Here is a 13489-nt window from a genome sequence, read left to right as displayed (position 1 = left end):
GTGGTCCAATCCAACCGTTTGGTGTGCAGGCTGCTCTCCGGGGCCGCGTCATGATCATGTACATGCTGATGGCCCTCACTGCGGCCGTTGTGGCGTACGCCGGGACGTGGGGCGCCCGCGTGGTGGGAAACAAGCTGCGCTTATACCAGCCCATCCGCAGCCGTGACATGCACTCGGCCCTGATCTCCAAGCTTGGCGGACTGGGCATCTTTGTGGGCTTCTTTGCCGCGTTGGTGGTGGCGAGCAATTCCTTCTTCGTCAAGGACATCTTCAGGCACAACGACGCCCCTTGGGGGATTCTGGCCGGTGCCGTGGTGATCGTCGCTGTGGGGGTCGCAGACGACATCCTCGATATCCGCTGGTGGATCAAGCTGCTGGGCCAGGCCGCTGCTGCCTTCATAGTGGCCATCTGGGGTGTGCGGATGTCTGTTGTGCCCTTCATCCCGGAACCGATTTTTCTTGAGTCCGAAGTCGTCCAGATTGTTCTGACCGCCGGGCTCATTGTCACCACCATGAATGCGGTCAACTTCATTGATGGACTGGACGGGTTGGCGGCGGGAGTCGCCATCATTGGTGGTGGAGCCTTCTTCCTCACGGCGTACTGGGTTCACCGGAACAACCCGTCCACCGACAACTCAGACCTCGCAACTCTCTTGATGGCGATCCTCGTGGGCAGTTGCATCGGGTTCCTGCCGCACAATTGGTTCCCGGCCAAGATCTTCATGGGCGACTCGGGGGCCATGCTTATTGGTTTGCTCATGGCTTCCGCCGGTGTGGTGGCAACGGGGCAGATCGGCTCCGGCCTCTACGACCGCGCCAACGGTATTCCCACCATCGTCCCCATCCTGCTGCCCTTCGCCGTGTTGTCTCTTCCCCTGCTTGATTTGGGGATGGCCGTTGTGCGAAGAACAGCCAGGGGTCAGTCGCCCTGGTCCGCTGACCGCGGGCACCTCCACCACAAGTTGGTGGACCTTGGATACTCGCACCGCAGCGCCGTCGTCATGCTTTACGTTTGGACGTGCATTCTCGCCTTTGGCGGCGTTGCCTTTGCGGTGTTCCCCTGGCAAGTGGTGCTCATTGTCCTCATAGCGGCAGCGCTTGTCATGGCTGCCGTAACGGCGTGGCCTTACTTCACCCGGAACTCGACGCGGCCGGGGGAGTAGTTGTGACGGCCGGTTATGGTCACAGTTCTATCTCATGTAGAATTCTTTCTGCGGACAGTCACTCGCCCGTAACCCCACTTTGAGAATATGGCACCTGTGCCACGAGGATTGGTATCCCCATGACATCCAACGCCGAAACCGGACGCCCGTCCGGTAAACGTGGTGTTGGATCCGTTGGTAAACCGACCTCGTTGTGGCTCCGGCTGCTTCTTATCAGCGCCGCAGCAGCAGTGGCAGCCACTGCCATCACTTGCGTGATTGCGGCCTTCATGAACGGCGGGCTGGGCGCGCTTTCAGCAGCGTTCGGTGCCGTGCTGGTCATGCTCTTCTTTGGTATCAGCCTTCTGATCGGTCACTTCGTTGGCCGTAACAACCCCTCCGGCGCAGTCGGCATCTTTGTTGCAACATATTTCATCAAGGTGGTCGGGTTTGCCGTTGTGCTGTTTGTGCTCGGCGCTCCGGAATGGCTCCACGGCCGGTGGTTCCTCATTGGCGCCGTGGTCACGGTTGTCTTCTGGCAAGCCGCCGAAATCTACGCCTTCAGCAAGGCCCGCCTGCAGATCTACAACGATCCTGATGAGCAGAAGGGTGGCCCGGATGTCTCCGCGTAAGCGTTACTCACGCCCGGCCGTCGATGCTCAGCAAGCTGTCAACCGCGGTGAATCTGCAGAAGCCGGAAACGACGGCGGATACAACGCCGGCATTGCCGTCTTCAGCTACATCATTGGCGGGATCATTGTCTGGAGTTTGATAGGCTGGGGTCTGGATAATCTGTGGGGGACCCGCTGGATTGTGCTCCTTGGCGCTCTGCTGGGAGCCGCAGGAGGGTTCTATCTTTCCCATATGCACGGCCTCACCAGGCAAAGCTCTTCTTCTGGCGAGAGCAAAGCAGACAGCGGTCCGTCCACGGACGGGGACAGTAATGCCAAATAATTTCACAAGGAATGCAGATGCGTCCAACGCATCCGGATTCCAACCAATGCCCAATGATGGACACAGCAGAGAGGAAACGCGTTGATCGCGCTTGCGCTCCCCGCCCAGGATTCGGGGTCATTCACCCCACCCGGAATCGACGAAATGCACCTGCCGGCAATCCTGCCTTGGGGTGCGCACGATGGCTTCTCCAAGCAGATGTTGCTGGTGATCCTTTCGGTCGTCATTATCGCTACATTCTTCATCCTCGCTGCACGTAAGCAGCAGCTGGTTCCCGGCAAGCTGCAGTTCGCAGGCGAGATGGCCTACGGCTTCGTCCGTAACAGCATCGCCAAGGACATCATCGGCGGCAAGGACTTTATCAAGTACGTGCCGCTGCTGTTCAGCTTGTTCTTCTTCATTCTGGTGAACAACATCTACGGCGCCATCCCGGTGATCCAGCTTCCGAGCTTCTCGCACGTAGGCGGAGCCTACGTCATGGCCGGCATCGTGTACTTCACCTGGATCGTCATCGGCATCAAGAAGAACGGCCTGAGGTACTTCAAGCTCGCCACCGTTCCTTCCGGCGTCCCGTGGTACATCCTGCCCATCGTGGTACCGATCGAAATCATCTCCAACTTCCTGGTCCGCCCGGTCACGCACAGCCTCCGTCTGTTTGCGACCATGCTGGCCGGTCACTTGATCGTCATGCTCGCCGGTTCCGGCATCGAGTTCCTTGTCATGCAGGAGAACGTCCTGCTCAAGGGTGCGTCGGTACTGGTCCTGGTAGGCGCCGTGGCCATGTACATGCTTGAAGCACTGATCATGGCCCTGCAGGCTTACGTGTTCACTCTGTTGACCGCGATCTACATCGAAGGCGCCCTGCACGCCGACAGCCACTAGGCTCCCAAAAACTTCCCCTCGCGGGGATGAAGCAACCCAAACAACCTGCCGCACGGGCGGCATCTTGAAAGGAAGAAAAAATGGAAGGCACCATCAACGGCTCCCTCAACCTCATCGGCTACGGTCTCTCGGCCATCGGCGGTGGTATCGGTGTGGGTCTCGTGTTCGCCGCGTACATCAACGGTGTTGCACGTCAGCCGGAAGCTCAGCGAGTGCTGCAGCCGATCGCGTTCCTTGGCCTGGCACTGACTGAAGCTCTTGCCATCCTCGGCCTCGTCTTCGCTTTCGTTCTTTCCTAATAATAAGAACCCAAGCGAATTCGACGCACGAGTAGATAGGACGGGTGAAATATGAATCAGCTGATCATCTCAGCCGCCACTGAAGGCGAAGCGAAGAGCAACCCGCTCGTTCCCAACGTCTGGGAAATGGGCGTAGTCCTCGTCGGCTTTGCGGTCCTCATGTACATCGTGGTCAAGTTTGTTGTCCCGATGTTCGAGAAGACGTTCGCAGAGCGCGCCGAAGCAATTGAAGGTGGCATTGCAAAGGCCGAAGCGGCCCAGGCAGAAGCTTCTGCAGCTCTTGAAGAGTACAAGCAGCAGCTCACCGATGCCCGTGCCGAAGCCAACCGCATCCGCGAAGAAGCACGCGCCGAAGGCGCTCAGATCCTCGCGGACCTGAAGGCAAAGGCTGCAGCAGAGTCTGCACGCATCACCGAGCAGGCACACGCTGCCATCGAATCGGAGCGCCAGGCAGCTGTTGTCTCGCTTCGTTCCGAGGTTGGCACCTTGGCTACCACGCTGGCAGGCCGCATCGTTGGGGAAGCACTCACCGACGACCAGCGCGCCGCACGCGTAGTGGACCGTTTCCTGGCAGATCTGGAGACCCAGAGCGCAGGTGCAGCTAAGTAATGGCAGGAATATCGAGCGAATCGCTGACCACAGCGCTGGCGCAGTTGGAAGCCAAGCTTCCCTTCGCCTCGCTGCAGTTGGCTAAGGACCTCTTCGGAATCCTGGGAACGGTGGACAGCTCGGCTGGCTTGCGCCGCGCCCTGACTGACCCGTCCCGTTCCGGTGACGAGAAGTCGGCGCTGGTCAAGCAGCTGGTTGGCGGAAAAGTCTCCGCTGATGCTGCTGAAATTGCAGGCGGATTGGCCAGCTCGCGCTGGGCATCGGCACGCGATATCGGCGATGCACTCGAGACGCTTGCCGCCACGGTTGTCATTGCCGTAGCTGAAAACAAGTCGGCCGTTTCTGCCTCCGGTATCACGGGGCTGGAAGAGCTGGAAAACGATCTGTTTGCCTTCAACCAGACCGTCGCCTCCAGCCACGAAGTACAACGTGCTCTGTCTGAGCCGCAGGCATCTCCCGCGGCGAAGATTGCACTGGCTGAGAAACTTGTTCCTGGCAGCAGCGAGGAAGCAAAAGTTCTCATCAGCCAGGCAGTTACGCAGCCGCGCGGTGTCAAGCCGAGCAAGCTCGTCGATTCATTCGCCAAGCTTGCAGCCAAGCGTCAGCAGCGCTGGATTGCAACTGTCAGCGTTACCCGTCCGTTGACGGAAACGCAGGCCAGTCGTCTGCAGGCCGGGCTGGATGCCCTGTACGGCCGCGAACTGAAGGTCAACGTCAATGTTGACCCTGCACTGATCGGTGGAATCAGGGTCCAGGTAGGTGACGAAGTGCTTGACGCTTCGGTTATCGCCCGCCTGACCGAACTCCGCCGCCAGCTCGCTGGCTAGCGAAGACTAAGCACAACTTAACTGATATAAAACCCGGTCATCGTGAGCAACGATGATCACGAAAACAGGAGAGCAGGGACTGCAGATGGCCGAATTGACCATCAACGCCGACGACGTCCGTAATGCGTTGAACGAGTTCGCGGCGTCCTACGAACCCGGTAACGCAGAGCGCGTAGAGGTTGGTCGTGTGACCACCGCAAGTGACGGCATCGCCCGTGTTGAGGGTCTTCCCTCGGTCATGGCGAACGAGCTGCTTCGCTTCGAAGATGGCACGCTGGGCCTGGCCCAGAACCTTGACGTCCGCGAGATCGGTGTCATTATCCTCGGTGACTTCACCGGTATTGAAGAAGGCCAGGAAGTTCACCGTACCGGTGAGATCCTGTCCGTTCCGGTTGGCGACGCCTTCCTGGGTCGCGTCGTCGACCCCCTGGGCCAGCCCATCGATGACCTCGGCGAGATCAAGGCCGAAGCCACCCGTGCACTGGAACTTCAGGCTCCGGGCGTTACCGAACGCAAGTCGGTTCACGAACCGATGCAGACCGGCCTCAAGGCTATCGACGCCATGATCCCGATCGGCCGTGGCCAGCGTCAGCTGATCATCGGTGACCGCCAGACCGGCAAGACCGCCATCGCTGTGGACACCATCATCAACCAGAAGGCCAACTGGGCTTCGGGAGATGTCACCAAGCAGGTTCGCTGCGTCTACGTTGGTGTTGGCCAGAAGGCTTCCACCATTGCAGCCGTCCGCCAGACCCTCGAGGACCACGGCGCACTGGAGTACACCACCATCGTGGCGTCCCCGGCATCTGACCCCGCTGGCTTCAAGTACTTGGCACCGTATGCAGGCTCGGCCATCGGCCAGCACTGGATGTACGGCGGCAAGCACGTTCTGGTGATCTTCGATGACCTGTCCAAGCAGGCCGAAGCCTACCGCGCCGTTTCCCTGCTGCTGCGTCGTCCGCCGGGACGCGAAGCATACCCGGGTGACGTTTTCTACTTGCACTCCCGCCTGCTGGAGCGTTGTGCCAAGCTCTCCGACGAGCTCGGTGCTGGTTCGATGACCGGTCTTCCGATCGTCGAAACCAAGGCAAACGACGTCTCCGCATACATCCCCACCAACGTGATCTCCATTACCGATGGTCAGATCTTCCTCCAGTCGGATCTCTTCAACGCCAACCAGCGTCCCGCTGTTGACGTTGGTGTGTCCGTCTCCCGCGTTGGTGGCGCTGCACAGGTCAAGTCCATGAAGAAGGTCTCCGGTACCTTGAAGCTGGACTTGGCTCAGTACCGCGACATGCAGGCATTCGCCATGTTCGCCTCTGACCTCGATGCTGCATCACGTCAGCAGCTGACCCGTGGTGCACGCCTGATGGAACTGCTGAAGCAGGGCCAGTACTCACCGTTCCCCGTTGAGAACCAGGTTGTTTCCATTTGGGCCGGCACCAACGGTTACCTGGACGACGTTCCGGTTGAGGACATCAGCCGCTTCGAGTCCGAGTTCCTCGAGCACCTCACGCACAAGTCCTCCATCCTGACCACGCTGGCTCAGACCAACGTCCTGGATGACGACACCGCTGCAGCTTTGAAGGAAGCCATTGTTTCCTTCAAGAAGGGCTTCTTCGGCGAAGGCGACAACCACTTGGTTGGCGCTGGCCACGAGGAGCACGCAGCGATCTCCGGCGGCGACGTCGACCAGGAAAAGATCGTCAAGCAGAAGCGCTAGTTCCGATCACCTGCTCTGCCGGGGTCCGCAAGGGCCCCGGCAGGGCAGCACATCGGAAACTTAGGAAAGGATAAGTATGGGAGCCCAGATTCGGGTCTACCGTCAGAAGATCAGCTCGACGACGTCGATGCGCAAGATCTTCAAGGCGATGGAACTGATCGCTACCTCGCGCATCGGTAAGGCCCGCGCCCGCGTAGCAGCTTCACTGCCTTACGCGAACGCGATTACCCGCGCCGTTTCTGCTGTCGCAACTCAGAGCGAAATCGACCACCCGCTGACCACCGAGCCGGAGCAGATCCGCCGCGCCGCAGTCCTTGTTATTACATCGGACCGCGGCCTTGCAGGATCCTACTCCGCGAGCGTGCTCAAGCAGGCTGAAGGTCTCACCGAGCTTCTTCACGCAGAAGGCAAGGAAGTCAAGGCGTACCTGGTTGGCCGCAAGGCGCAGGCGTACTTCGATTTCCGCAACCGGTCTTACGCCCGCGTATGGACCGGTGGCACGGACGCACCGGAATTCGAAACCGCGCAGGAAGTCGGAGCTGCACTTCTTGAAGACTTCTCCACTGACTTCGAAGAGGGCGGCGTGGACGAAATCCACGTTGTTTACACCCGCTTCAAGTCCATGGTGACGCAGGAGCCCACGGTTATCCGTTTGCTCCCGCTGGAGGTCGTCGAAGAGGAAGCAGCCTCGGAATCCGAGCTGTTGCCGTTGTACGAGTTTGAACCGGAAACAGAGCAGGTGCTCGACGCACTGCTTCCGCGTTACATCGAGTCCCGCATCTTCGCAGCCATGCTGCAGGCCGCAGCTTCCGAGCTCGCAGCCCGCCAGCGCGCTATGAAGTCGGCCGGTGACAACGCTACCGATTTGATCAAGAAGTACACGCGCCTTCGCAACACGGCCCGCCAGGCCGAAATTACGCAGGAGCTTTCCGAAATCGTGGCCGGCGCAGACGCCCTCGCGTCCTAGCCTGCAACGGATTCGGCTCGAAGCCGCACCTGCACCAAACAGATAAACTTAACCCCACGCCATCTACTGAGTGAAGTGAGAGAGATGACTGCCACTGCTACCGAACACGTAGCTACGGCCGGTGCCACCGGCCGCATTGCCCGTGTTATTGGTCCGGTTGTCGACGTCGAATTCCCGGCTGACGCAATCCCCTCGATTTACAACGCTCTGACCACTGAGATTACTCTCAACGGCCAGACGAAGACCATCACGTTCGAGACCTCCCAGCACCTGGGTGACAACCTCGTTCGCGCCATCTCCCTGCAGGCAACCGACGGCCTCGTCCGCGGCACCACCGTGCGGGACTCCGGTGCTCCTATCTCCGTGCCCGTCGGCGACGGCGTCAAGGGCCACATCTTCAACGTCCTCGGCAAGCCGCTGGACGTCGACGAGTCTGAGATCAAGGCAGACGCCTACTGGCCGATCCACCGCAAGGCTCCGTCCTTCGCTTCCCTCGAGGGCTCCACGGAGATGCTCGAGACCGGCATCAAGGTCATCGACCTTCTCACCCCGTACATCAAGGGTGGAAAGATCGGCCTGTTCGGCGGCGCCGGCGTTGGCAAGACCGTTCTGATCCAGGAAATGATCACCCGTGTTGCCCGCAACTTCGGTGGTACTTCCGTATTCGCCGGTGTTGGCGAGCGTACCCGTGAAGGTAACGACCTCTGGGTTGAAATGGAAGAGGCAGGCGTTCTTAAGGACACCGCCCTTGTGTTCGGCCAGATGGATGAGCCGCCGGGAACGCGTCTTCGCGTGGCCCTGTCCGCCCTGACCATGGCGGAGTACTTCCGCGATGTCCAGAACCAGGACGTGTTGCTCTTCATCGACAACATCTTCCGCTTCACGCAGGCAGGTTCGGAAGTTTCCACACTGCTCGGCCGCATGCCGTCTGCTGTGGGCTACCAGCCTAACCTTGCGGACGAGATGGGTCTCCTCCAGGAGCGCATCACTTCCACAAAGGGTCACTCCATTACGTCGATGCAGGCCATCTACGTACCGGCTGATGACTACACTGACCCGGCTCCGGCAACGACCTTCGCACACCTCGACGCGACCACGGAACTTTCCCGTGAAATCGCCTCCCGTGGTTTGTACCCGGCCGTTGACCCGCTGACGTCCACGTCCCGTATTCTGGATCCCCAGTACATCGGCAAGGATCACTACAACACGGCTGTCCGTGTCAAGCAGATCCTGCAGAAGAACAAGGAACTCCAGGACATCATCGCCATCCTCGGTGTTGACGAACTGTCTGAAGAGGACAAGATCGTCGTGTCGCGTGCACGTCGTATCCAGCAGTTCCTCTCCCAGAACACCTACACCGCCAAGCAGTTCACCGGCGTCGAGGGCTCCACCGTGTCCATCAAGGACACCGTTGAGGGCTTCACGGCAATCTGTGACGGCGAGCTGGACCACATCGCAGAGCAGGCGTTCTTCAACGTCGGCGGCCTGGATGACGTCGAGCGTCAGTGGGCCAAGATCCAGGAACAGACGAAGTAGTATGGCTGAGCTCGAGGTTGAGATTGTCGCAGCGGACCACTTCGTGTGGTCCGGTGCGGCCAAGATGGTGAAGGCCCGCACCAGCGATGGTGAAATCGGAATCCTGCCGGGCCACGCGCCCCTTCTGGCCATCATGGCCGCTGGCGAGCTGGCAATCCAGCCGGTTTCCGGTGATCGCATTGCAGTAGTTGTTGACGGCGGATTCTTCTCCGTCGACAACGACCGCGTGGTGATTGTTGCTGACAACGCCAAATTGGGCGAAGCGGCTACAGCGGGGATCCGATAGCACGACCTTGATGGACGATTCCCTTATTCCGTTCATCGCCCTGGCAACAGCGTTTACGTTGCTGATCATTTCACTGTGCCTTTTCGGGGTGCGCCGCTTCAATCTGCGGCGCGCCCTGGGCACGGTCGACGCCTCCATTTGCATGGCTGGAAACAGCTGGCAGATGGGGGTTTGTCGTTATCAGGACAACGAGCTCGAGTGGTTCCGCCTGATGTCCCTGAGCGTCATCCCCAAGCACAAGTTCACGCGCAGTTCCCTTGAATTGCTGGGGCGCCGCCAGCCCACGGAGGATGAGCTCGTCCGGATTCAGCCAGGCGTCGTAGTGGTTGAACTGCAGTATGAAGGCAAGAAGTTCATGCTCGCCATGAACTTCGATGCCTACGCTGGTTTGTCGTCCTGGCTCGAAGCAGGGCCGGTCATCGGCGTCGGAACCTGGCGTTAGGCGCCATGGATTTTCTCTCGGACGTCAGCCTCGTGGATGGGCCATTCCTCTGGTTCAGCATCGCCTGTGGTGCGGCCGGCGGGGCCTACCTCCTATGGCGGCGACGACGTTCCTGGCTTCTGCTCGTCCCTGCCAGCCTGCTGCTGGCGATAGGTGTAGTGGCGCTGGTCCACTGGATCCTTGTGGATCTTATGGCCACATTCTCGGAGAACCTGCCGTTTCAGACTGTAGCCTGGGCGGTCCCGGCTGTCGCCGCCCTTCTCCTGTGCGCTGCACGCTTCCCCCGAAACTCCTGGCGAGGCCGCTCGCTCAGCGTAGCGGCGATGCTCGGCGTTCTGCTGCTAAGCGTGGTCCAGATCAATCTGTATTTCGGACTCAATAACACGGTCTCGGACCTGCTGGGTACTGCGGTGGCGCGCATACAACCCTTGGAAGCAAGCCTCAAACGCACTCCGGATGCAAAGCCCGGCCCAGCCCTCTCCGCATGGAAAGCACCGGATTCCATGCCACGCAGCGGCATTTTGCGCAAGGCTGAGATTCCCGGTAAACAGTCCGGGTTCGGTGCACGCGAGGCATACATCTACTTGCCGCCCGCCTATCAGACGGCAGAGCGGCCCACCTTGCCCGTACTGGTACTCTTCGCCGGCCAACCAGGTGGTCCTGCGGATTGGCTGACAGGTGGCCAGCTCCGTTCCCTGCTGGACCAGTTCGCTGAGACGCACCACGGGATTGCCCCTGTCACAGTAGTTGTGGATCCCAATGGCTCAGCCAATGCCAACACCATGTGCATGGACAGCAACATAGCTTCGGTGGATACCTATCTCTCAAAGGACGTACCGGCCTGGATCACTGAGACGTTGAGTGTCTCGAGTGATCACAAGCAGTGGGCCGTTGGAGGATTCTCGTTTGGCGGCACGTGCGCCATGCAGATGGGAACCTCCCACCCGGACCTGTTCGCGTCCATTCTTCCCTTCGCTGCCGAGAGGGAGCCTGCTTTGGCCAAAGACAGAAGCAAGACGATCGCCGATTCATTTGATGGTGATGTTGAGGCCTTCGAGTCCAGGACGCCTTTGGTGCTGATGCAACAACGCGATTTTTCCGGAAGTGGCGTGTATTTGGTGTCAGGTGAGGCCGATCATGAGTTCACCGATTACATGCATGAACTTGCTGACGCTGCTAGAAATGCCGGCTTTGACACCGAAGAGCACTCCATTCCTCAGGCCGGACATTCGTGGGACGCCGTGATACGTGGCATGCCCGGGGGACTGGACTTCCTGGCCGCCCGCTGGGAGTTGCCGCGGTGAGCCTTGATCTCAAAGGTGTAATTCAGCCAGCGTTGGGGCAAGCGGTCCGGCATCTGCGATCGACGCCGTTCACTATGGTTGTCCTCGCCCTTTTTGTGGGTCTTTCCTTAGCGTCTGGCAGCTTCCTGACCGGTCCGGCACAGCCGTGGCTTGCCTTTGCGAGTGTGTCGCTGGAGGGGCTGCGGTCCGGTGAATGGTGGTCAATCTGGACATCACTGTTCTTCACCACGAACCCCTTGGCATATGTCACGGCCGTTTTGATGATTCTGTTCCTCCTTGGCTTGGCAGAGCGACACCTGGGCTCCCTCAAGGCGGCAGTGGTGTTCTTCGGCGGTCAGTTCGCCTGCGTATCGGCGTTCCTCCTGGTGACCCAGGTGGCGCAGTACCTCGGTGACGGCTGGCTTTCAGGGATGGCTGACATCCGCCTGATCGGACCCTACGGTGCCGTCCTCGCCAGCGTTTTGGCCGCCAGTGCGCTGATGCCCACCTTGTGGCAGCGGCGCCTTCGCACCGTAGTTCTCGCCATTTCCTTGCTGTTGGTGCTTTATGTAGGGCACGCAGAGACGGTGGTGGGTTTCCTGGGCGCGCTGATTGGCTTGCTCGCCGGGTGGTGGATGCAGAGCAGCCAAGGCCATCTCCACCTACACAGATCAACCAGCCGGGAAATCCGCAACCTTCTTTCACTGACCATGGCCATTTTCGCCGTGGGTCCCATCGTGACTGCTGCGGCAAAAAGTCCGTCCGGACCCTTGGCTCTATTGCGGGACGTCATCCTCAATCCGCTGCCCACCCTGAGTCAATTGGAGAGCAACTGCGGGGGCACCATCGACGTTGCCTGCCTGGAGATTGCCCGTCAAGGCTACACTGGGCCGTTCGGATTGGCGCTGGCTGTGGTCCCGGTTGTCCTGCTCCTCATTTGTGCCGACGGAATGAGGCGGGGGCGCCGGTTGGCGTTGGGAATCGCCATTGGCGTGCAGTTGGTGGTGGTGGTGTTGTCCACGGTCTACCTTGGTCTCTTTGCCGGTATTCCGCGGCCGGCAGGACGACCACATGTGGGCATGCTCAATTCGCCCGTGGTTCATATCATTCCGCTCGTCTTGGTTCCGTTGGCCCTGGCGCTGCTGCTGTTTGCGTACCGGGGCCACTTCCGGGTTGAGACTTCTGATCGCCTGCGCCGGAAGGTTTTCTGGCTGGTAGGGCTGACCGGAGGAGGCCTCGGCCTGACCTACACAGTGGTGTGGTTGGCCTCCGGTGGATTGGTCCGCGACGGCGGCCTGCTGGGTTTGGCGGCTGAACTTGCCAGGCAGTATCTCCCGGTTCCCCTTCCCGGTGTCTACCGGAAGGTCTTCGCTGAGCGCGACGTCCTGGAAGTTTTCCTCTTTTCCTATTCGGGCACCTTGTTTTGGCTCGTAGCGTTGATTGGTGTGTGGGTGCTGCTGATCCGCGGACATCACACGGGCGGACTGGACGGCCAGTCGCGTCAGGCGGCCCGTGCCCTGGTGAAAAGAGGCGGAGACTCACTCTCCTGGATGGCGCTCTGGGAACCGAACAAGTATTGGTTCACTCCGGATGGCAGCGGGGGAGTGGCCTACCAACAGCATAGTCACGTGGCATTGACGCTGGCCGGTCCCTTGGGAGCGCGGCAGCATCATGAGCTCACTGCCAAAGGGTTCCTGGACTACTGCTCCCAGCAGGCGTTGACACCGTGCCTCTACTCCTGCACGGACGAGCTTTGGCCCATGCTTCATGCCCGCGGATTCCGCCGCGTCTCGGTGGCCCAGGAAACCAGGCTTCGGATCAGGGGTTTGGAATTCAGGGGCAAGGAGTGGCAGAACGTCAGAACGTCCCTTAACCGCGCCGCCAAGATGGGGATCACGGCGAACTGGGGCCGTTACGCCGAACTTCCCCACGGGGTGCGTGCCCAAGTGAGTGAAGTCTCGGAAGAGTGGGCAGCCCAAAAGAAGATTCCGGAGATGGGCTTCACCATGGGCGGACTGGACGAGCTGGATGATGAGGACGTCCTGTGCTGCGTTGCTGTGGATGGCTCGGGCTTTGTCTATGGCGTGACCAGTTGGCTACCCGTTTATGAAGATGGGGCGGTAGTCAGTTGGACGCTGGACTTTATGAGGCGGCGAGGTGACGCTTTCCCGGGAGTCATGGAGTTCCTGATCGCCTCCGCGGTTCTGCACTTGCGGGACTCCGTGGAACTGATTTCCCTGTCCGGCTCGCCTCTGGCCCGGGAAGAGGGCGAAATAGACCAACGGTCCAAAGGCTTGGCTGGAATACTTCAGGTGGTGGGCCAAGCCTTGGAACCCGTTTACGGATTCAGGTCCCTGGCGTCCTTTAAGTCGAGGTTCCAACCCGAGTACAGAACGCTATACATGTATTACCAAGACCCGCTGCATCTTCCCGCAATAGGACGCGCGCTCAGCAGGGCGTACCTTCCAGGATTGTCAGTCCGGCATTCCGCGCGGCTTCTCCGGACTCTGGTTGGTTGAATTGTCAACGCATATTCGAC

General features: G+C 60.0%; 14 protein-coding genes. All 14 read left to right on the top strand.

Features of this window, described 5'->3' with window-relative positions:
* The first annotated feature begins 50 nt into the window (after nt 1–50).
* The 14 genes from CQ020_RS03270 (at nt 51) to CQ020_RS03205 (ending at nt 13469) form a co-directional block, all read left to right on the top strand.
* Nucleotides 51–1163 carry an MraY family glycosyltransferase gene (locus CQ020_RS03270; RefSeq protein WP_105690531.1) on the top strand — a complete coding sequence of 371 codons (1113 nt, stop codon included), beginning with the start codon at nt 51–53 and terminating at the stop codon, nt 1161–1163.
* Nucleotides 1164–1282: 119 nt separating this feature from the next.
* Complete coding sequence (locus tag CQ020_RS03265; protein ID WP_105690530.1) at nt 1283–1774, top strand: hypothetical protein; 492 nt, start codon at nt 1283–1285, stop codon at nt 1772–1774.
* A complete protein-coding gene (locus CQ020_RS03260; RefSeq protein WP_024817285.1) occupies nt 1761–2096 on the top strand; it encodes a hypothetical protein in 336 nt (111 codons plus the stop codon). The genes CQ020_RS03265 and CQ020_RS03260 overlap by 14 nt, the downstream gene beginning before the upstream one ends.
* A gap of 81 nt (nt 2097–2177) precedes the next feature.
* Nucleotides 2178–2978: a F0F1 ATP synthase subunit A gene (gene atpB / locus CQ020_RS03255; RefSeq protein ID WP_105690529.1), complete on the top strand. Its 801-nt coding sequence runs from the start codon at nt 2178–2180 to the stop codon at nt 2976–2978.
* 80 nt (nt 2979–3058) lie between these two features.
* The gene (atpE, locus tag CQ020_RS03250; RefSeq protein ID WP_011775261.1) at nt 3059–3277 is read left to right on the top strand and encodes an ATP synthase F0 subunit C; all 219 of its coding nucleotides are present in this window, start codon (nt 3059–3061) and stop codon (nt 3275–3277) included.
* Between the two features lie 51 nt (nt 3278–3328).
* A complete protein-coding gene (locus CQ020_RS03245) occupies nt 3329–3886 on the top strand; it encodes a F0F1 ATP synthase subunit B (RefSeq protein WP_024817283.1) in 558 nt (185 codons plus the stop codon).
* Nucleotides 3886–4713 carry a F0F1 ATP synthase subunit delta gene (locus tag CQ020_RS03240; RefSeq protein WP_024817282.1) on the top strand — a complete coding sequence of 276 codons (828 nt, stop codon included), beginning with the start codon at nt 3886–3888 and terminating at the stop codon, nt 4711–4713. Before CQ020_RS03245 ends, CQ020_RS03240 begins: the two co-directional genes overlap by 1 nt.
* An 85-nt stretch (nt 4714–4798) precedes the next feature.
* A complete protein-coding gene (gene atpA / locus CQ020_RS03235; RefSeq protein WP_011775259.1) occupies nt 4799–6436 on the top strand; it encodes a F0F1 ATP synthase subunit alpha in 1638 nt (545 codons plus the stop codon).
* 76 nt (nt 6437–6512) lie between these two features.
* Entirely contained in the window at nt 6513–7403 is an 891-nt protein-coding gene (locus CQ020_RS03230; protein WP_024817281.1) for a F0F1 ATP synthase subunit gamma, read from the top strand.
* An 84-nt stretch (nt 7404–7487) separates the two neighbouring features.
* On the top strand, nt 7488–8939 hold the full coding sequence (atpD, locus tag CQ020_RS03225) for a F0F1 ATP synthase subunit beta (RefSeq protein ID WP_024817280.1): 1452 nt from the start codon (nt 7488–7490) through the stop codon (nt 8937–8939).
* Between the two features lies 1 nt (nt 8940).
* Entirely contained in the window at nt 8941–9225 is a 285-nt protein-coding gene (locus tag CQ020_RS03220) for a F0F1 ATP synthase subunit epsilon (RefSeq protein WP_024817279.1), read from the top strand.
* Nucleotides 9226–9235: 10 nt separating this feature from the next.
* Nucleotides 9236–9667, top strand: coding sequence for a DUF2550 domain-containing protein (locus tag CQ020_RS03215; protein WP_024817278.1), 432 nt, complete (start codon nt 9236–9238; stop codon nt 9665–9667).
* A gap of 5 nt (nt 9668–9672) precedes the next feature.
* Complete coding sequence (locus CQ020_RS03210) at nt 9673–10971, top strand: alpha/beta hydrolase family protein (RefSeq protein WP_105690528.1); 1299 nt, start codon at nt 9673–9675, stop codon at nt 10969–10971.
* On the top strand, nt 10953–13469 hold the full coding sequence (locus CQ020_RS03205; protein WP_105690779.1) for a DUF2156 domain-containing protein: 2517 nt from the start codon (nt 10953–10955) through the stop codon (nt 13467–13469). Before CQ020_RS03210 ends, CQ020_RS03205 begins: the two co-directional genes overlap by 19 nt.
* The last annotated feature ends 20 nt before the right edge of the window (nt 13470–13489 follow it).

This window comes from Arthrobacter sp. MYb23 (genome assembly GCF_002979775.1).
GTDB lineage: Bacteria > Actinomycetota > Actinomycetes > Actinomycetales > Micrococcaceae > Arthrobacter.
Note: the sequence above shows the minus strand (reverse complement) of the source record. Positions and strands in the feature narration are given on the sequence as shown.